The organism is Streptomyces klenkii (assembly GCF_003626645.1).
Lineage (GTDB): Bacteria > Actinomycetota > Actinomycetes > Streptomycetales > Streptomycetaceae > Streptomyces > Streptomyces klenkii.
The window spans coordinates 1-17,359 of record NZ_RBAM01000012.1 but is presented as its reverse complement, the minus strand read 5'-3'; the positions used below and the strand labels follow the sequence as shown (position 1 = coordinate 17,359).

Annotated in this window: 16 protein-coding genes; 11 read left to right on the top strand and 5 right to left on the bottom strand. The window is 73.3% G+C overall.

Annotated elements, in window-relative coordinates; translation table 11 throughout:
* Window positions 1-37: 37 nt before the first annotated feature.
* Window positions 38-496 carry an HIT family protein gene (locus D7231_RS25915; protein WP_120757960.1) on the bottom strand — a complete coding sequence of 153 codons (459 nt, stop codon included), beginning with the start codon at window positions 494-496 and terminating at the stop codon, window positions 38-40.
* A gap of 122 nt (window positions 497-618) precedes the next feature.
* Here D7231_RS25915 and D7231_RS25910 point away from each other — a divergent pair, with 122 nt between their 5' ends.
* From D7231_RS25910 to D7231_RS25895, 4 genes are all read left to right on the top strand, one after another.
* Entirely contained in the window at window positions 619-1,383 is a 765-nt protein-coding gene (locus D7231_RS25910; protein ID WP_120757959.1) for a DUF72 domain-containing protein, read from the top strand.
* A 153-nt stretch (window positions 1,384-1,536) separates the two neighbouring features.
* Entirely contained in the window at window positions 1,537-3,009 is a 1,473-nt protein-coding gene (locus D7231_RS25905; RefSeq protein ID WP_277875644.1) for a serine/threonine-protein kinase, read from the top strand.
* Window positions 3,010-3,064: 55 nt separating this feature from the next.
* The gene (locus D7231_RS25900; RefSeq protein ID WP_147449803.1) at window positions 3,065-4,495 is read left to right on the top strand and encodes a DUF6777 domain-containing protein; all 1,431 of its coding nucleotides are present in this window, start codon (window positions 3,065-3,067) and stop codon (window positions 4,493-4,495) included.
* A gap of 150 nt (window positions 4,496-4,645) precedes the next feature.
* Entirely contained in the window at window positions 4,646-5,953 is a 1,308-nt protein-coding gene (locus D7231_RS25895; RefSeq protein WP_120757957.1) for a TerD family protein, read from the top strand.
* Window positions 5,954-5,966: 13 nt separating this feature from the next.
* Here D7231_RS25895 and D7231_RS25890 read toward each other — a convergent pair whose 3' ends face one another.
* Window positions 5,967-7,136, bottom strand: a complete 1,170-nt coding sequence (locus D7231_RS25890; protein WP_120757956.1) for a glycosyltransferase — start codon at window positions 7,134-7,136, stop codon at window positions 5,967-5,969.
* A 157-nt stretch (window positions 7,137-7,293) separates the two neighbouring features.
* On the opposite strand from D7231_RS25890, the gene D7231_RS25885 reads away from it, so the two are divergent.
* From D7231_RS25885 to cynR, 4 genes are all read left to right on the top strand, one after another.
* Window positions 7,294-8,091 (top strand): glutamate racemase, encoded by a 798-nt coding sequence (locus tag D7231_RS25885; RefSeq protein ID WP_120757955.1) that lies wholly within the window; start codon window positions 7,294-7,296, stop codon window positions 8,089-8,091.
* Window positions 8,092-8,180: 89 nt separating this feature from the next.
* Window positions 8,181-8,786: a hypothetical protein gene (locus tag D7231_RS25880; RefSeq protein ID WP_199739459.1), complete on the top strand. Its 606-nt coding sequence runs from the start codon at window positions 8,181-8,183 to the stop codon at window positions 8,784-8,786.
* A gap of 73 nt (window positions 8,787-8,859) precedes the next feature.
* Window positions 8,860-9,339: an NUDIX hydrolase gene (locus D7231_RS25875; RefSeq protein ID WP_120757953.1), complete on the top strand. Its 480-nt coding sequence runs from the start codon at window positions 8,860-8,862 to the stop codon at window positions 9,337-9,339.
* Window positions 9,340-9,422: 83 nt separating this feature from the next.
* Window positions 9,423-10,367, top strand: coding sequence for a transcriptional regulator CynR (cynR, locus tag D7231_RS25870; protein WP_120757952.1), 945 nt, complete (start codon window positions 9,423-9,425; stop codon window positions 10,365-10,367).
* On the opposite strand, the gene D7231_RS25865 is transcribed toward cynR, so the two are convergent.
* Window positions 10,270-11,016 (bottom strand): DedA family protein, encoded by a 747-nt coding sequence (locus D7231_RS25865; RefSeq protein WP_241999920.1) that lies wholly within the window; start codon window positions 11,014-11,016, stop codon window positions 10,270-10,272. The genes cynR and D7231_RS25865 overlap by 98 nt on opposite strands.
* A gap of 145 nt (window positions 11,017-11,161) precedes the next feature.
* A complete protein-coding gene (locus D7231_RS25860; RefSeq protein ID WP_120757951.1) occupies window positions 11,162-11,506 on the bottom strand; it encodes a hypothetical protein in 345 nt (114 codons plus the stop codon).
* Window positions 11,507-12,029: 523 nt separating this feature from the next.
* Between D7231_RS25860 and D7231_RS25855 the strand changes: the two genes are divergently transcribed.
* From D7231_RS25855 to D7231_RS25845, 3 genes are all read left to right on the top strand, one after another.
* Window positions 12,030-13,388 carry an MFS transporter gene (locus D7231_RS25855; protein ID WP_120757950.1) on the top strand — a complete coding sequence of 453 codons (1,359 nt, stop codon included), beginning with the start codon at window positions 12,030-12,032 and terminating at the stop codon, window positions 13,386-13,388.
* Between the two features lie 231 nt (window positions 13,389-13,619).
* Window positions 13,620-15,020: an NADP-dependent succinic semialdehyde dehydrogenase gene (locus D7231_RS25850; protein WP_120757949.1), complete on the top strand. Its 1,401-nt coding sequence runs from the start codon at window positions 13,620-13,622 to the stop codon at window positions 15,018-15,020.
* A 144-nt stretch (window positions 15,021-15,164) separates the two neighbouring features.
* The gene (locus D7231_RS25845; RefSeq protein WP_120757948.1) at window positions 15,165-17,060 is read left to right on the top strand and encodes an ABC transporter ATP-binding protein; all 1,896 of its coding nucleotides are present in this window, start codon (window positions 15,165-15,167) and stop codon (window positions 17,058-17,060) included.
* A 60-nt stretch (window positions 17,061-17,120) separates the two neighbouring features.
* Here D7231_RS25845 and D7231_RS25840 read toward each other — a convergent pair.
* Window positions 17,121-17,359: malic enzyme-like NAD(P)-binding protein (locus tag D7231_RS25840; RefSeq protein WP_277875643.1), on the bottom strand; the 239-nt coding region annotated here is incomplete at its 5' end.

Here is a 17,359-nt window from a genome sequence, read left to right as displayed (position 1 = left end):
ACCTCCAATATGGTCAGATTCCCGCCGGTCGTCCACGTCAGGGCACGGGGCCCGCGTCCCCGGGCCCGGATTCCAGCGCCGCCCTGACCCGCGCCGCCACCCGCGCCGCCTCCTCGTCCGAGGCGTAGCGCCCCCGCGGCCAGAAGAAGCCCCGCAGCCCGTCCTTGCGGTTGCGCGGCACCACGTGCACGTGGAAGTGCGGCACCGACTGGCTCACCCGGTTGTTCGCGGCCACGAACGACCCGGCGGCGCCCATCCCGCGCTCCACGGCCCCCGCGATCCGCTGCACCCGGGCGAAGAACGGCCCCACCTCGTCCGCGGCCAGGTCGGTGAGCGTCTCGGCGTGCCGCCGGGGCACCACCAGCACGTGGCCCGGGAAGAGCGGCCGGGCGTCCAGGAAGGCCACCGCCGTCGCGTCCTCGAAGACCCGGTGGCCCGCGGAGCCGTCCGCGGCGATCTCACAGAAGGTGCAGGCAGCCTCGTCAGCCTCGTCCATGCCCCCAGTCAACCGCAGCGCGCCCCGTCCCCGGCGACCCGCGGCCCCGCGCACCGCCGCCGATCCGGCGTTCCTCGCGGGGCGCCCGTGACGCCCCCGCACGGCCGGGGCAGGGAACACGCATGCCTCTGCACGTCGGAACCTCGGGCTGGCAGTACAAGGACTGGCGCGGCGTCCTCTACCCGGACGGCTGCCCGCAGCGCCTGTGGCTGGAGGAGTACGCGCGGCGGTTCGCGACGGTCGAGAACAACAACGCCTTCTACCGGCTGCCGCCGACCGGGACCTTCGCCGACTGGCACGACCGCACGCCCGCCGACTTCGTCATGGCCGTCAAAGCGAGCCGCTACCTCACCCACATCAAGCGGCTGCGCGAGCCCGAGGAGCCGGTCGGGCGGCTCATGCGGCACGCCGCCGGGCTGGGCGGCCGGCTGGGCCCCGTCCTCCTCCAGCTGCCGCCCACCCTGCGCGCCGACCCCGCGCTCCTGGACGCCGCCCTCGGCTGCTTCCCCGACGGCGTCCGCGTGGCCGTCGAGCCCCGCCACGACTCCTGGTGGACCGACGAGGTGCGGGCCGTCCTGCGCAGCCACCGCGCCGCCCTGTGCTGGGCCGACCACGGCTCACGGCCCGTCACCCCGCTGTGGCGGACGGCCCCCTGGGGGTACGTGCGCTTCCACGGCGGGCGGGCCCGGCCCTGGCCGCGCTACGGCCGGACGGCGCTCGCGAGCTGGGCCGGCCGCATCGCCGAGACCTGGCCCGCGCGGGCCCACGTCTACGCCTACTTCAACAACGACCCCGGCGGGGCGGCCGTCCGCGACGCCGTCGTCTTCGCCCGCGCGGCGGCCGCGCTCGGGCGCAAAGCGAGCCGCACCCCGGACCTGCGCGCCTGAGCCCGCGCCGGTGCGCCGCCCGCTGCGCCGGGTGCCTCCCCGGACGGCAGCGGAACCGGGAACGCCGCACGGACCCGGCTCGTCCCAGCCGGTGTGGCCCGAAAACGCGCACGGCCCGGGGCGCCGTGCGTACGGGGAAGGGGGCGCACGAACGTGGACGGCGAGCAGCAGCGGCATCCGTTACTGGCCGGCCGGTACCGGCTCATCGACCAGCTGGGCAGCGGCGGCATGGGCGTGGTCTGGCGCGCTGTCGACGAGCTCCTCGACCGGGAGGTCGCCGCCAAGGAGGTCCGGGCCCCCGACCACATGCGCGAGCAGGACGTCCGCACCCTCTACGCGCGCCTGAAGCAGGAAGCCCGCGCCGCCGCCCGCATCAGCCACCCCAACGTCATCACGGTCCACGACGTGGTCGAGCAGGAGGGCCGCCCCTGGATCGTCATGGAGTTCGTCCGGGGCCGGTCGCTCGCCGAGATCCTCCAGCACGAAGGCGTGCTCAGCCCCAAGGAGGCCGCCAAGGTCGGCTCGATGGTGCTCCAGGCGCTGCGCAGCGCCCACTCCTGCGGCGTCCTGCACCGCGACGTCAAGCCCGCGAACGTCCTGCTGGAGCCCGGCGGCCGCGTCGTCCTGACCGACTTCGGCATCGCCCTGGTGGAGGGCTCCGGCACCCTCACCCGCACCGGCGACCTCGTCGGCTCGCCCGACTACCTGGCGCCTGAGCGCGCCCTCGGCGAACGGCCCGGCACCCCCTCCGACCTGTGGTCCCTGGGCGCCACGCTCTACTCGGCCGTCGAGGGCGTCTCGCCCTTCCGCCGCACCTCGCCGCTCAGCACGCTCCAAGCCGTCGTCCAGGACGACCCGCCCACGCCGCGCCGCGCCGGGCCGCTCACCCCGCTCCTCGAAGGCCTCCTGCGCAAGGACCCGCAGACCCGCATGGGCTCGACCGAGGCGCAGCGCCTGCTGGACGCCGTCGCCGCCGGCCAGACGCTCACCCAGCCCGACTGGGGCAGGCCCGAGCCCGGCGGATACGTGCCCACCGCGCTGTCCGCACCCACCCCGCCGACCCCCTTGCCCTCACCGAGCGCGACGCCCGGACCGCCCGGTGGACTGCCCGGGGCGCCGACGAGCACGTCCGGCGCGGTCGCTAGCCCTGCCGGGCCGGCCGGACAGGCATACGGGTATCCGCCGGCCGGACCGGCCTACGGGTATCCGATGGCGGCCCAGGGGGCGGTGCAGCCCCCGTTCCCGCCGCCCGGCCCGAGCCCGAGCCCGGGTCCGGCCCCCGGCAGCGCACCGCCGCCGCGCCGCGGCTGGCCCGTCTACCTGGGACCGCTGCTGGCGCTGCTCCTCATCGCGGGCGGCACCGTCGCCGGGGTGCTGTCGGCGGGAGGGAACGGGGACGGCGGGCAGCAGCCGGACGGGGGCTCCACGGGCACCGTGCAACCGGACGATTCCGGCAGCTCCGGCAGCTCCGAGAGCTCGGAGGAACCCAGCCCCAGCCCCTCCCCGCCCGGCCCGACCGGGCACGCCACGGACGATCCCAGCGCCCCTACCTACCCCACGACCGGGCCGACCAAGAACCCGGGCACGTGCAACGGCGGCTGGGTGACCAAATGCGCAACGTATTGAAAGAAGAAGCCGAAGGAAAGAACCGACCAGCTATCGGGGGATGAAGATGCGGCTGGTGGCCGATCCGTTCCGGGAAATACAGCAGAAAACCTCCGCGCGGCGCCGCCGGCTCCGGGCCGTCGCGCTCCTCGCCGCGCCCGCGCTGATCGGCGGCGCGGCCCTGGCCGGGTGCGGGTCGTCCGGCGGCAAATCCGTGCAACTCGTCCTGGAAGCCGTGGGGGAGAGCGGGGCGTTCCCCTTCGTGGAGCACCCGGACACCGACCTCCGCGGCGTCAGCTCCGCCACGCGCGGCGGCGGGCAGCGGGCGGGGGACGCCCGGGGCGCGTTCGGAGGGGTGCAGGGCGCCACGCGCTGCGACAAGGCCTCACTGATCAAGCAGCTCACCGAGGACCCCGAGAAGGCCAGGGCGTGGGCCGCGGTGAAGAACATCGACGAGGGCAGGATCGGCGAGTACATCAACGGCCTCACCGAGACGATCCTGGAGTTCGACACGCTCGTTAAGAACCACGACTTCCGCGACGGCGAGGCCAGCGAATACCTGTCGGTGCTCCAGAAGGGCGTGCTCGTCCTCGTGGACAACTACACGGGGCCCGCCGTCAAATGCAACTGCGGCAACCCGCTCATGGAACCGGACAGCAACGTCGATACGAAGGCGGCGAGTTACACGGGGACCCGCTGGGAGACGTTCACCGCTACGGAGGTGACCGTCATCAAGGCCCGTACGAAGGAACAGGGTCCGGTCAAACAGATCCCCCTCGTCGACCCCTTCCAGGGGGACAAGGCCTTCGACCGCGGCGTGGGCAGCGACGGGAGCAAGGACAGCAAGCCCTTCCACTGGGATCCGCCGAAGTCGCCTCCGGGCTCTCCGGGTTCCCCGGGTTCATCGGGATCCTCGGGTTCCGCGGGCTCGGGCTCCTCGGGCCCGAGCGGCGGTGAGTCGTCCTCGAAGCCGCCGAAGGACAAGTCCTCTGAACCGTCGTCCGGTTCGTCAGGATCAAGCTCGTCCGGATCCGGCTCGTCGGGGTCCGGCTCGTCCGGACCGGGATCCTCCTCCAGTGGTTCCGGCCGGCCGTCAGACCGCTCCTCGGCCCAGGGCGTACGGCCGTCTACGGCGCCCCCCATGTCACCGCGACCGGGCGTGTCGTCCCAGAAGCCGTCGCACGGCAGCACCGCGCCCGGCACTCCGCACACCACCCCGCCCCGGGCGAGCACGCAGGCCCCCAAGCCCACGGCGTCCCGGCCCGTCGCACCGCCGGTCACGGAGAAGCCCGCCACCGAGAAGCCCGCCACACAGAAGCCGGTCACCGAGAAGCCGGTCACGGAGAAGCCCGTGAAGCCGGTGACGCCCACAGGCGCGAAGCCCGTGCCGCCCACCGAGGGCCATCCGGCGGCTCCCACGGCGGCCAAGCCCAAGCCGCCCCCGCCGGACACCCACGCCCCGCCCCCGCCCGCGGAGCCGCCCAAGGCCACGGGCGGCTCGTACTGACACCAGGCCCGCATTGACACCGGACCCGTACCGGCACAAAGCCCGTACCGGCACAAGGTCCGCACGTCCCCAATCCCTGCCAAGCAGGGACAAAAAACAGTCGCGATACGTTGTCCCCTCAAGCAAGAGACCGTCCATTAGGGGTGGAGCATGGGGATGCTGAAGGGTGCCAACGTCCGGATTCCGGCGCCGGCGGTGCGGGTCGAGCTGGGCTGGAACACGGCCCCCGGGGTGCCGGACGTCGACGCCTCCGCCCTGCTGCTTGCCGGCGGCAGAGTCCGCTCGGACGCGGATTTCGTCTTCTACAACCAGGCCGTGCACCCCTCGGGCGCGGTGCGCCACGAGGGGAAGCGGCCGTCCGGCGCCGGCACGACGACCGACGCCCTCACCGTGGACCTCGCCGCGGTGGAGCCGTCCGTCGAGACCGTGGTGCTGGCCGCCTCGGCCGACGGCGGGAGCTTCGGGCAGGTGCCGGGGCTGTACATCCGCGTCACCGACGCGGCCGGCGGCGCGGAGCTCGCGCGTTACGACAGCACGGACGCCACCGTAGAGACGGCGTTCGTCCTCGGCGAGCTCTACCGCCGCCAGGGCGAGTGGAAGTTCCGGGCGGTGGGCCAGGGCTACAGCAGCGGCCTGGAGGGCCTGGCGACCGACTTCGGCATCACCGTGGACGAACCGCAGCCGGCCTCCGTCCCGGCCGCGCCCCCCGCCTCGGCTCCAGCCGCCGCCATACCGGCCCCGCCCGCCCAGGCCCCCGCGGCCCCGCCCGTGCGGCCGGTCGCCCCGCCCCCGCCCGCCGCGCCGCCCGCGCCCCAGCCCGTGCGCCTGACGAAGGTCACGCTCACCAAGGAGTCGCCCACCGTCTCCCTGACCAAGCAGGGCGGCACGTCCGGAGCGCTGCGCGTCAACCTCAACTGGGAGGTGCGCAAGTCGTTCAAGGGATGGGGCAACAAGTTCGGCAAGGCCATGGCCATGCACTCCGACCTGGACCTCGACCTCGGCTGCCTCTTCGAGCTGCGCGACGGCACCAAGGGCGTGGTGCAGGCGCTGGGCAACTCCTTCGGCTCCCTGAACCGGCCGCCGTTCATCCACCTCGACGGCGACGACCGCACGGGCGCGGTGGCGGCCGGCGAGAACCTCACGGTCAACCTGGACCACATCAACGACTTCCGGCGCATCCTCGTCTTCGTGACGATCTACGAGGGCGCCCGGAGCTTCGCCGGTCTGCACGCCACGGTCACGCTCCAGCCGCAGCACGGCGCGCCCGTCGACTTCTCGCTCGACGAGTGCACCGTGCTCTCCAACGTCTGCGCGCTGGCCCTCATCACCAACAACGGCGGCGACCTCGTCGTCCAGCGCGAGGCCCGCTACCTCGTGCCCGACCGCGGCGTCAGCCCGCAGCGCACCCTCGACCGCGCCTACGGCTGGGGCATGAACTGGACGCCGGGCCGCAAGTGACGGGCCGGGCCGCTCAGGGCGCGGCCTCGGGGCGGGCGTACGTCCGCCCCTTCCAGGCCGCGCCCCGGCCCCGGTAGTGCTGGACCGCCGAGTCCACGGTCATCAGCAAGTAGAGCAGCGCGGTGAACGGCAGCAGCGGGGCCAGGAGGAGCGGCTGCCGGTAGTAGCGCAGCATCGGCATGTACGTCCCGGTCATCACCGCCCAGGCGGCGGCCCCGGCGATCAGCGCGACGGTGTCGCCGGTCAGGGCGCCCGCCACCACGGCGACCGGCGGTGCCAGGTAGACCACCGCCAGCCCGGCGACCGTCCCGGCCAGGAGCAGCGGGTTGTGGCGAAGCTGGGCGTACGCGCTGCGCGAGACCATCCGCCACAGCTCGCCCAGGCCCGGATACGGCCGGACGCTGTCCACCCGGTCCGCGAGACCCAGCCAGATCCGGCCGCCCGTGCGCCGCACCGCCCGGGAGAGCGTCACGTCGTCGATCACGGCCTGCCGGATGCTGTCCGGGACGCCCGCCCGCTCGGCGGCGTCGCTCCGCAGGAGGACGCAGCCGCCCGCGGCGGCCGTGGTCCGCGCGCCCGGCCGGTTGATCCGGCGGAACGGGTACAGCTGCGCGAAGAAGTAGACGAAGGCGGGGACGATCAGCCGCTCCCACACGGTGGCCACGCGCAGCCGGGCCATCTGCGACACGAGGTCCAGGCCGCCCGACTCCGCCGCCGCGACGAGCTCGCGCAGGCTGTCCGGCGCGTGGGCGATGTCGGCGTCGGTGAGCAGCAGGTACGTGGCGTCGGTGCGGGCCCGGGCGAGCGCCATGCCGTGCCGCACGGCCCACAGCTTGCCCGTCCACCCCGGCCCGGGCTCGCCGGGGGAGTCGACGGTCAGCGGCAGCCCGCCCCGCTCGGCCGCCAGGGCCCGGGCCAGCTCCCCGGTGCCGTCGGAGCTTCCGTCGTCCACGAGGAAGACCTCCGCCCGCCCCGGGTAGTCCTGGGCGAGCAGGGACGGCAGACTCGACGGCAGCACCTCCGCCTCGTCGCGGGCCGGGACGACGATCGCCACCGGCGGCCACACCGCGGGCGGCGTGCGCTCGGGCAGCCGCACGTCCGTACGCCAGAAGAAGCCCTGGCACAGCAGCAGCCACAGCCACGCGGCCAGGGAACCGGCAGTGATCCAAGTCAGCGCGCTCACCCGTCGCAGTCTGCCGCACGAAGGGCGGCTGATCGGGGGTCTTGGCAAGAAGCGGCTGATCGGGGTCTTCACAAGAAACCGGCGTCTTCGCAAGAAGCGGAGCGAACGCGCCCGCCCGCCTGGGCCGCCGTTTCCGCCCATCCATTAGAGTGACCGGGTGAAGATCGCGCTCATGGACTCCGGCAACGGGCTGCTCGCGGCGGCCGCCGCCGTGCACCGGCTGCGACCGGACGCGGATCTGGTCCTCTCCTCCGACCCCGACGGCATGCCGTGGGGCCCCCGTACGCCCGAGGACATCATCGCGCACGCCCTGGACTGCGCCCGGTCCGCGGCCGCCCTCGCCCCCGACGCGCTGATCGTCGCCTGCAACACGGCGTCCGTGCACGCGCTCGCGGCGATAAGGGCGGAGCTGGAACCGGCGATTCCGGTGATCGGCACCGTGCCCGCGATCAAGCCCGCCGCGGCCGCGGGCGGCCCCGTCGCCATCTGGGCCACGCCGGGCACCACCGGCAGCCCGTACCAGCGCGGCCTGATCCGCGACTTCGCGGCCGGCGTCGAGGTCACCGAGGTGCCCTGCCCCGGCCTCGCGGACGCCGTCCAGTACGCCGACTCCGCGGCCGTGAACGCCGCGGTCGCCGCCGCGGCCGCCCTCACGCCCCGCAATGTAAGGAACGTCGTCCTGGGCTGCACCCATTACGAGCTCGTTGCGGAGCGTATCCGCGCGGCGGTCCAGCCCCTGCTGTCACCGGCGGTGCCGCGCCTGACCCTGTACGGCTCGGCGGAGGCCGTCGCCGCCCAGACGCTGCGCCGCATCGGCGCCGCCCCCGCCCCCGACGCCGCGCCGTCCGGGCGCCTGACGGTGCTGCTCAGCGGCCGTGAGGGCAGCATCGACCCGGCCTCCCTGACCTACCCCGAGGGCCGCTCCCTCGGCGAGGCCGCCGCCGTACGCCCCTGAGGAGGCCGCGGTCCTTTCCGGCCACCCGTTCCGGTGCGGTCCCTGCATCACCCCTGCCGTGGTGGCGGAAGGTGAGTAGGCTGCCTGGTATGAGGGACCATTCCAAGGGCCCGCAGGGCCACGAGGACGACGAGAACACGGGCGCGGCCGGACCCCCTTCCCCGGCCGACGGCGCCGCGGACCTCGCCGTCTGGACCGGTCGCGCGACCAACCGCGTCCAGTGGCTGCTTGCCGCGGCCGGCGCCGCCTGCCTGGCACTCGGCGTCGAACTGGCCGTCGACAGCGCATGGACCTCAGGTCTGGCCCCTCTCGTCATGGCGGTCGTCGGCTGCGTCGCGGCCGGGCTGCTGATGCTCTACGGCACCCTCGCGTTCGTCCATGTGGCCGTACGGGTCGACATGGAGGCGCTGGAGGTGCGCTGCGGGCACATCGGCGTGCCGCGCACCCGCATCCCGCTGTCCCACGTGGTCGACGCGGACTTCGCCCCGCGCGTCACGCCGCGCCAGTGGGGCGGCTGGGGCTACCGGTGGCGGCCCGAGAAGGGCACCGCCGTCGTCGTGCGCCGCGGCGAGGGCTTCGTGCTCCGCCTCGGCGACGGCCGCACCTTCACGGTCACCGTCGACGACGCGGAATCCGCCGTACGGGTGATCCGCCGGGCCCTGCGGCTCGCCCCCGGCCGCAAGGCCCCGGCCTGACCTGGGCCTTTCCCACCGCCCCTGCCGCCACCTGGGTGAACGCCCACCCCTCCCGGACCACTAGGCTCCAGCCATGCCCACCCCCGATTTCATCCGAGACCTCCGCGCGACCGCGGGCCAGCAGCTCCTGTGGATCCCCGGCGTGAGCGCCGTCGTCCTCGACGCCGAGGGCCGCGTGCTCCTCGGCCGCCGCTCGGACAGCGGCGAGTGGGCGATCATCGGCGGCATCCCCGACCCCGGCGAGCAGCCCGCCTCCGCCATCGTGCGCGAGGTGTACGAGGAGACCGCCGTCCACTGCGTGGCGGAGAGCGTCCTGGTGGTCGAGGCGCTCGCCCCCGTCACCTACCCCAACGGCGACCAGTGCCAGTACATGGACGTCTGCTTCCTGTGCCGGGCCGTGGGCGGCGAGGCGCGCGTCAACGACGACGAGTCCCTGGAAGTCGGCTGGTTCGAGCCGGACGCCCTGCCGCCGCTCCAGGAGTTCGCGGTCCGGCGCATCAAGCACGCCGTGGAGGGCGGCGCCACCTGGTTCGAGGGCATCGGGCAGAGCTGACCGCCGGGCCCCGTGCATAGGCGGCTGCGGGCGTATCCCGGGGCAGCCATCGACGCGGTCTATGGCTGCCTATAGTTGCCCGCATGGAACTGCGCCACCTCCGCTATCTGCTCGCCGTCGCCGAGCACGCGAACTTCACCCGCGCCGCGGAGGCCCTGCACATCTCGCAGCCGACGCTGTCACAGCAGATCAAGCAGCTGGAGCGGTCCGTACGGGTCCAGCTGCTCGACCGCTCCGGGCGCACCGTGCGCCTCACCGACGCGGGCGAAGTGTACGCGCGCCACGCCCGGCGCGCCCTGCAAGACCTCGCGGCGGCGGAGCGCGCCGTGCTGGACGTACAGGACCTCACGCGCGGGACCCTGCGGCTGGCCGTGACGCCGACGTTCACCGCGTACCTGGTCGGGCCGCTCGTGGCGGACTTCCACGCCCGGCACGCCGGGATCGACATCGACCTGCGCGAGCTGCCGCAGGACCGCATCGAATCCGCCCTCCTGTCCGACGAACTGGACCTGGGCATCGCCTTCAGCGGTACGCACCTGCCGGGGATCGCCGGTACCGGCCTGTTCACCGAGACGCTCGGCCTCGTCGTAGGGGCCGGCCACGCCTGCGCGGGCCGCACCACCGCGCTGCCGGCCGCGGAACTGGCCGGCCAGCCGCTCGCCCTGCTCAGCGGCGACTTCGCGACGCGCCGTCACATCGACGACTACCTCTCCGGGCACGGCATCACGCCGCGCATCGCCGTCGAGGCCAACTCCATCAACGCGCTCACCGAGATCGTCGGCCGGGGCGCCCTCGCCACCGTGCTGCCCGACGCCATCACGCGCGGACCGGCGCACCTGCACCCCGTACCGGTCGATCCGCCGCTCCCCTCACGCACCGTCACGCTGCTGCGCCGCGAAGCCGCCTACCAGAGCGCGGCGGCACGGGCCTTCACGGCTCTTGCCCGGCGCTGGGCGCAGGAGCAGGACGGCCCTCCGGAGAACAGGGCTCCGCAGGGTGAGGCTCCTCGGGACGCGTCTCCGGCGTGACGGACGCGGCGGGGCGCTTGCGGCTGCGCAGCACTTCGAGGGCGACCGGCAGCAGGGACAGGGCGACGACGGCGCCCACGACGGGCAGCAGATAGCGGTCCACGTTCGGCACGGCCGAGCCCAGCCCGTAGCCGGCGAGGACGAGGCCCACCGTCCACACCAGGCCGCCGGCCACCTGCCAGAGCGCGAAGGTGCGCGCCGGGACGCCCAGGGCCCCGGCGAGGGGGTTGAGGACCGTGCGCACCACCGGGACGAAGCGGGCCAGCACGATGGCGCGGGCGTGCCCGTAGCGGCCGAGCAGCTCCTCGGCGCGCTCGGCGCCCTCGTGCAGCTTGCGGCTGCGGGAGCGGGTCAGCAGCGCCCGCCCGCCGCGCCGCCCGAGGACGTAGCCGACCTGGGCGCCGGCCAGGGCGCCGGCCACGGACGCGGCCAGGACCTGCACGAGGTCCAGGTGCGGCCCGGAGTGGGCCCCGCTGCGGGCCAGCAGGCCGGCGGTGAACAGCAGGGAGTCGCCCGGCAGGAAGAAGCCGATCAGCAGGCCGGTCTCGGCGAACATCACCGCGGCGATGCCGAGCGCGCCGAACGCGGAAAGCAGCGAGGAGGCGTCGAGCGGATTGACCGCCAGGGCGGCGGCGGACTGAGCAGGCACGAGGCGTGGCCTCCCTGATGCGACGGCGTACGCGGGGGACCGCGGGAAGTGGGACCGCGGGCAGTGTGACTACGGGAAGGGTGACTACGGAAAGGGAACTGCGGACTGCGGAAGTGGACGCGACTGTAGACGATCCGCGGGGCCGTTACGGGTTCATGCCGCTCGCCCGGGCGATGGCGTCGACCTCGCTCCGGTCGTGCTCGGCGGCCGGCGGGGGAGAGCCGTGGGTGCCGACGACGACGTGCATGCCGTGCGGCCCGAGAAAGCCGGCGAGTCTGGTGAGCACCCGGCCGAACTCAGGTGTGAACAACTCCTTTTCGCGTGGCGAGAAGGGAATGTCGATCCCGCTCTCCCGGTGCACGATCGCCTCGTTGAAGCCCTTGAGGATCCGCAGCAGTAACGCGTAGGACTCCGGGTCGAGGACCGTCTGGAGCTCGGCCAGGTAGAGCGCGAACTGCTTGGTGCGCTCCAAGAAGTTCCGGTCGTTCATACGGCCATCGTCGCGAAGTCGCCCGCGGCCCGCGGGCCTTTCGGCATCTTCGGGCGGGCGGTGGTCTGAAGAATGGATTCGGCGGAGAATCCATGTTCTGTTGGCGGGAATTCAGTCGCGGTTTTCACCCTTCCGGGGGAACGCCGTCCGGCCCCTCGGCGCCGCACGGCCGGCGACCCCGCGGCGGGCCGCATCACATCGCATCGCGCCCCATCACATCGCATCGCACCGCATCACACTCCGCACCGCCGCGTGAACGCAATAACGGGGCACGCGAGTTCCAGCTCTCGAAGAGAGAGGCGGGGCGCAATTCCCTTGTGCCGGTTTACTCCAGGAGCCGCTCATGCCCGGAATCTCACCCTGTTGATAGGACGTCGGCTTTGCTAACGTATCCGCTGAGTACCCTTCCGAGCGCGGCCGGGAGCTGCGGGGCGGAGTCGACCCAATCGCCGGGGAACCCCGGCCCCTGACCGGGGCCGGGGCCCAAGATGTCCCCTCGCTCGGGCTGACTGCAGGGACGCGCATGAGAACTCTTCGGGCGGTCCGCGAGTGCCCTCTCGCATTGCGATTGCTATTCATCAACCAGTGCGGCATCGATGCCGGTTTCTATCTGCTGATTCCGTTTCTGGCGACCTATATCGGGCATGATCTCGGAATGTCCGCGGCCGTCGTCGGGCTGGTCCTCGGAGTGCGCAACCTCAGCCAGCAGGGCATGTACATCATCGGCGGCACCGCGGCCGACCGGCTCGGCCCCCGCGTCGTCATCATCGCCGGATGCGCCCTGCGGACCGTGGGCTTCACGCTCTTCTCGTTCGGCAACTCGCTGCCCCTGCTGCTCGCCGCCTCCGGAATCAGCGGGCTCGCCGCCGCGCTCTTCTACCCGGCCGTGCGCTCCTACGTCTCCCACGAGTCGGGCGAGCGCAAGGCCGAGGCGTTCGCCCTGCTCAATGTCTTCGCCACGATCGGCTCGCTCGTCGGGCTGCTCGCCGGCAGCGTGCTCTACCTGACCGACTTCCGGATCTGCGCCCTCACGGCGGCCGGCCTCTTCGCCGTGCTGACCGTCGCCCAGGCGTTCGCGCTCCCGGCGCGCGAGGTCACCTCCGGCCACGAGCCCATCGTGCGGGAGCTGCGGGAGGTGCTCGGCAACCGCCGCTTCCTGTGCTTCGCCTTCGCCACCACCGGCATGTTCATCATGGAGAACCAGCTGTACATGCTGCTGCCCGACGGCGCGCAGCAGGCGTCGGGCTGGAGCGGGGCCGAGGCCCTGCTGCTCAGCGCCGGGGCGGTCGCCAACCTGCTGTTCCAGTTCCGGATCACCCGGAGCCTGGAGCAGCGCGGGGGCGGCATGCGCTGGGTGGGGGCCGGCATCGCCGTCATAGGGCTCGGCTTCGTGCCGCCGCTGCTCGTGTGCGACGCGTCGCCGCCGACGGGCGCCGGGGACGTGGTGCCGCGGCTCCTCGTCATGATCTCCGCCTCGCTGCTGCTGTACTTCGGCGGCATGGTCGCCTATCCGCCGGTCCTGGGGCTGATCCCGCGGTTCGGCAGTGAGCGGCTGACCGGTACGTACTTCGGCCTCTTCTACGTGCTGTCCGGGGCGACGGCGGCCGGCGGGAACGCCGTGATCGGCTGGGTGATGGACGTCGGCGAGCGCACCGGGCGGGCCTGGCTGCCGTGGGTGTCCTGCCTCTTCTTCGGGCTGGCGTCGGGGAGCGCCGTGGCCTGGCTCTACCGCACGCGGCTGCTGCCGTGCCCGTACCCGGCGGGGGAGGCGGGGAGCGCGGCGGACGCCGGCGCCGAGGGCGCTGCGGCGCAGGACGCGGTGCGGATGCTGCCCGGCCAGCCGCGCGCCACGGACGACGCCGCGGACCACCGTACGGGGTGAGGCCCGCCCCGGCGCGCGCCCGTACCGCTGACCGGAGCCCGTACCACTGACCCGCGCACGCCCCGCGCCGCCGATCGCCGCCCGCCCCCGTACCCCTGAGCGGGCCCGCACCGGACGGGTCAAAGGCTCCTGCCGCCGGGTTGACTCGTGCGCGGCGTGGTACAGGACGGACGGGGCCGGTCCCCGAGAGGCGCACACAGGTCGAGGCATCGAGCATGAGGAGGGCACCCCATGCCCATCGCAACGGTGAACCCCGCGAACGGCGAGACGCTCAGGACGTTCGAGGAGCTGGGAGCCGAGGAGATCGAGCGGCGCCTGGCCGCCGCGGCGTCGGCGTTCCGGCACTACCGCACCACGGACCTCGCCGAACGGGCCCGCCTGCTCAACCGGGCCGCGGACCTCCTGGAGGAGGACCAGGAGGACATCGCCCGCACGATGACCACCGAGATGGGCAAGCCGCTGGCCGCCGCCCGCGCGGAGGCGGCCAAGTGCGTCAAGGCCATGCGCTGGTACGCCGCGCACGCCGCGGAGCTGCTGGCCGACGAGCACCCGCCGCAGGCCGAGGTCGCCGACTCCGGGGCCGCGCTCGCCCGCGTCCGCTACCGGCCGCTGGGCGTGGTCCTCGCCGTCATGCCGTGGAACTTCCCCCTCTGGCAGGTCGTCCGCTTCGCGGCCCCCGCCCTCATGGCGGGCAACGCCGGGCTGCTCAAGCACGCCTCGAACGTGCCGCAGACCGCGCTCTACCTGGGCGACCTCTTCCGCCGCGCCGGCTTCCCCGAGGGCTGCTTCCAGACCCTGCTCATCGGCTCGCGGGCCGTCGAGGGCATCCTCCGCGACCCCAGGGTCGCCGCGGCGACCCTCACCGGCAGCGAGCCCGCCGGCCGGTCGGTCGCCGCGATCGCCGGCGACGAGGTGAAGAAGACCGTCCTCGAACTGGGCGGCAGCGACCCGTTCGTGGTGATGCCGTCCGCCGACCTCGAACGCGCCGTGCGGACCGCGGTCACCGCCCGCGTCCAGAACAACGGCCAGTCCTGCATCGCCGCCAAGCGCTTCATCGTCCACGCGGACGTCCACGACGCCTTCGTCGAACGCTTCACCGCCCGCATGGCCGGGCTCGCCGTCGGCGACCCCATGGCCGGCTCCACCGACGTCGGCCCCCTGGCCAGCGAACAGGGACGCGCCGACCTGGAGGAGCTCGTGGACGACGCCGTACGGCGGGGAGCGACGGCCCTGTGCGGCGGGCAGCGGCCGAAGGACCTGCCGCAGGGCTGGTTCTACGAGCCGACGGTCCTCACCGGCATCACCCCCGACATGCGCATCCACCGCGAAGAGGCGTTCGGCCCCGTGGCGACCGTCTACCGCGTGGGCGGCCTCGACGAGGCCGTCGAGCTGGCCAACGACACGCCCTTCGGACTGAGTTCGAACGTGTGGACCACGGACGCGGCGGAACAGGAACGTTTCGCGCGGGACATCGAGGCCGGGGGCGTCTTCTTCAACGGCATGACCGCCTCGCACCCCGCATTGCCGTTCGGCGGCGTCAAGCGTTCGGGATACGGACGCGAGCTCTCGGGCCACGGCATCAAGGAATTCTGCAACGTGACGACGGTGTGGCACGGGGCGGAACCGGCGTGAGGGAGTGAGAGTGCGAGGACGTGAGAGCGTGAGGACGTGAGAGGAAGCGCGGGGCGGGGGGATGCCGTCGGGTGCCATGCTTGACCTCAAGCATGGTTGAGCTTCTAGCGTGCGGGTGTCACGACATCTCCCGAGGAGAGCCCCATGAGCATGGAAGTCACGGCGTGGCAATCGCTGCACAGCGCGATGAACGCCGAACAGGGCCGGCGGCCCTTCTCGCGGGCCACCCTGCGCCGCATCGCCGCCTTCGCGCGGCCGCACCGGCGCAGGCTGGGGCAGTTCCTGCTGCTGAGCGTGGCCATGGCGCTGCTCGCGGTGGCCACGCCGATCCTGGCCGGGCGCGTCGTCGGTGCCATCGTGCACGGTGACGACACCGGTACCGTCGTCCGGCTCGCGCTGCTCATCGCCGTGCTTGCCGTCGCGGAGGCGGGCCTGGGCATCCTCACCCGCTGGCTGTCGGCGACCCTCGGCGAAGGGCTCATCCTCGACCTGCGGACCGCGGTCTTCGACCACGTCCAGCGGATGCCGGTCGCCTTCTTCACCCGCACCCGCACGGGCGCGCTCGTCAGCCGCCTCAACAACGACGTCATCGGCGCCCAGCGGGCCTTCAGCAACACCCTGTCCGGCGTCGCCTCCAACTTCGTCACTCTCGTCCTGACGCTCGGAGTGATGCTCAGCATCTCCTGGCAGATCACGCTGCTCGCCCTCGTCCTGCTGCCCGTGTTCGTCGTGCCCGCCCGCCGGATGGGCACGCGCATGGCCGGGCTCCAGCGCGAGGCGGCCGCGCACAACGCCGCGATGAGCAGCCGGATGACCGAGCGGTTCTCCGCGCCGGGCGCCACCCTCGTCAAGCTGTTCGGCCGGCCCGCGGACGAGTCCACCGAGTTCGCGGCCCGCGCCCGCGCGGTGCGGGACATCGGCGTCCGCACCGCCATGGCGCAGTCGGCGTTCATCACGGCCCTCACTCTCGTCTCCGCGCTGGCCCTGGCCCTCGTCTACGGTCTCGGCGGCTTCTACGCGCTGCACGGCCGGCTGGAGCCGGGAGCCGTCGTCGCGCTCGCCCTCCTCCTCACCCGCCTCTACGCCCCGCTCACCGCTCTGGCCGGTGCCCGTGTCGAGGTGATGAGCGCCCTCGTCAGTTTCGAGCGCGTCTTCGAGGTCCTCGACCTCGAACCGCTGATCGCCGAGAAGCCGGGCGCACGGAAGGTGCCGGACGGGCCGGTCTCCGTCGAGTTCGACGGCGTACGGTTCGGCTACCCGTCCGCCGACAAGGTCTCACTCGCCTCCCTGGAGGAGGTCGCAGGCCTGGACACGCGCGGTGGCGCCGAGGTCCTGCACGGCGTCTCCTTCCGCGCCGAACCCGGCCGCATGGTCGCCCTCGTGGGCTCCTCCGGCGCGGGGAAGTCGACCATCGCCCAGCTGCTGCCGCGGCTGTACGACGCGGACGCCGGAACCGTGCGCCTCGGCGGCATCGACGTGCGCGACCTGAGCGCGGACTCCATCCGCGAGACCCTCGGCATGGTCACCCAGGACGGGCACCTCTTCCACGACACGGTCCGCGCCAACCTCCTCATCGCCCGGCCGGACGCCGCCGAGGAGGAGATCTGGGACGCGCTGCGGCGCTCCCGGCTCGACGGCCTGGTGGCCGCCCTGCCCGACGGGCTGGACACGGTCGTCGGCGAGCGCGGCTACCGGCTCTCCGGCGGCGAGCGGCAGCGGCTGACCATCGCCCGCCTGCTGCTGGCCCGCCAGCGCGTCGTCATCCTGGACGAGGCGACCGCCCACCTCGACTCGACGTCCGAGGCCGCGGTCCAGGAGGCGCTGGCCGAAGCCCTGGAGGGCCGCACGGCCGTGGTGATCGCCCACCGGCTGTCCACGGTGCGGGCCGCCGACCTCATCCTCGTCGTCGAGGACGGCCGGATCGTCGAACGCGGCACCCACAGCGAGCTGCTGGCCGCGGGCGGACGCTACGAGGAGCTGCACCGCACGCAGTTCGCCCGCGCGAAGGCGGTGGACGGGGAGGCGGAGCCCGTCTGCTGAACGACAACGAAGGGGCCCGCCGGCCGGCGGGCCCCTTTCGTCTTCCTGTTCCTGCTCTGCTTACTCGGCCTGACGGAGCGCCAGGGCCGCGCGCTTCACGGCGGCCGCGACGGACTCCGTGGCGCCCGGGTTGAAGACGCTGGGGATGATGTAGTTCGCGTTGAGTTCGTCTTCGGTGACGACGTCGGCGAGGGCCCTGGCGGCGGCGAGCATCATGCCGGTGTCGACGGTGCGGGACTGCGCGTCCAGAAGGCCGCGGAAGACACCCGGGAAGACCAGCACGTTGTTGATCTGGTTGG

What these genes read in the sequence shown, in the direction of transcription:
- D7231_RS25915 (WP_120757960.1), bottom strand. Translation starts at nt 496, where the DNA reads ATGGACGAGGCTGACGAGGCTGCCTGCACCTTCTGTGAGATCGCCGCG.
- D7231_RS25910 (WP_120757959.1), top strand. Translation starts at nt 619, where the DNA reads ATGCCTCTGCACGTCGGAACCTCGGGCTGGCAGTACAAGGACTGGCGC.
- D7231_RS25895 (WP_120757957.1), top strand. Translation starts at nt 4,646, where the DNA reads ATGGGGATGCTGAAGGGTGCCAACGTCCGGATTCCGGCGCCGGCGGTG.
- D7231_RS25880 (WP_199739459.1), top strand. Translation starts at nt 8,181, where the DNA reads ATGAGGGACCATTCCAAGGGCCCGCAGGGCCACGAGGACGACGAGAAC.
- D7231_RS25875 (WP_120757953.1), top strand. Translation starts at nt 8,860, where the DNA reads ATGCCCACCCCCGATTTCATCCGAGACCTCCGCGCGACCGCGGGCCAG.
- cynR (WP_120757952.1), top strand. Translation starts at nt 9,423, where the DNA reads ATGGAACTGCGCCACCTCCGCTATCTGCTCGCCGTCGCCGAGCACGCG.
- D7231_RS25860 (WP_120757951.1), bottom strand. Translation starts at nt 11,506, where the DNA reads ATGAACGACCGGAACTTCTTGGAGCGCACCAAGCAGTTCGCGCTCTAC.
- D7231_RS25855 (WP_120757950.1), top strand. Translation starts at nt 12,030, where the DNA reads ATGAGAACTCTTCGGGCGGTCCGCGAGTGCCCTCTCGCATTGCGATTG.
- D7231_RS25850 (WP_120757949.1), top strand. Translation starts at nt 13,620, where the DNA reads ATGCCCATCGCAACGGTGAACCCCGCGAACGGCGAGACGCTCAGGACG.
- D7231_RS25845 (WP_120757948.1), top strand. Translation starts at nt 15,165, where the DNA reads ATGAGCATGGAAGTCACGGCGTGGCAATCGCTGCACAGCGCGATGAAC.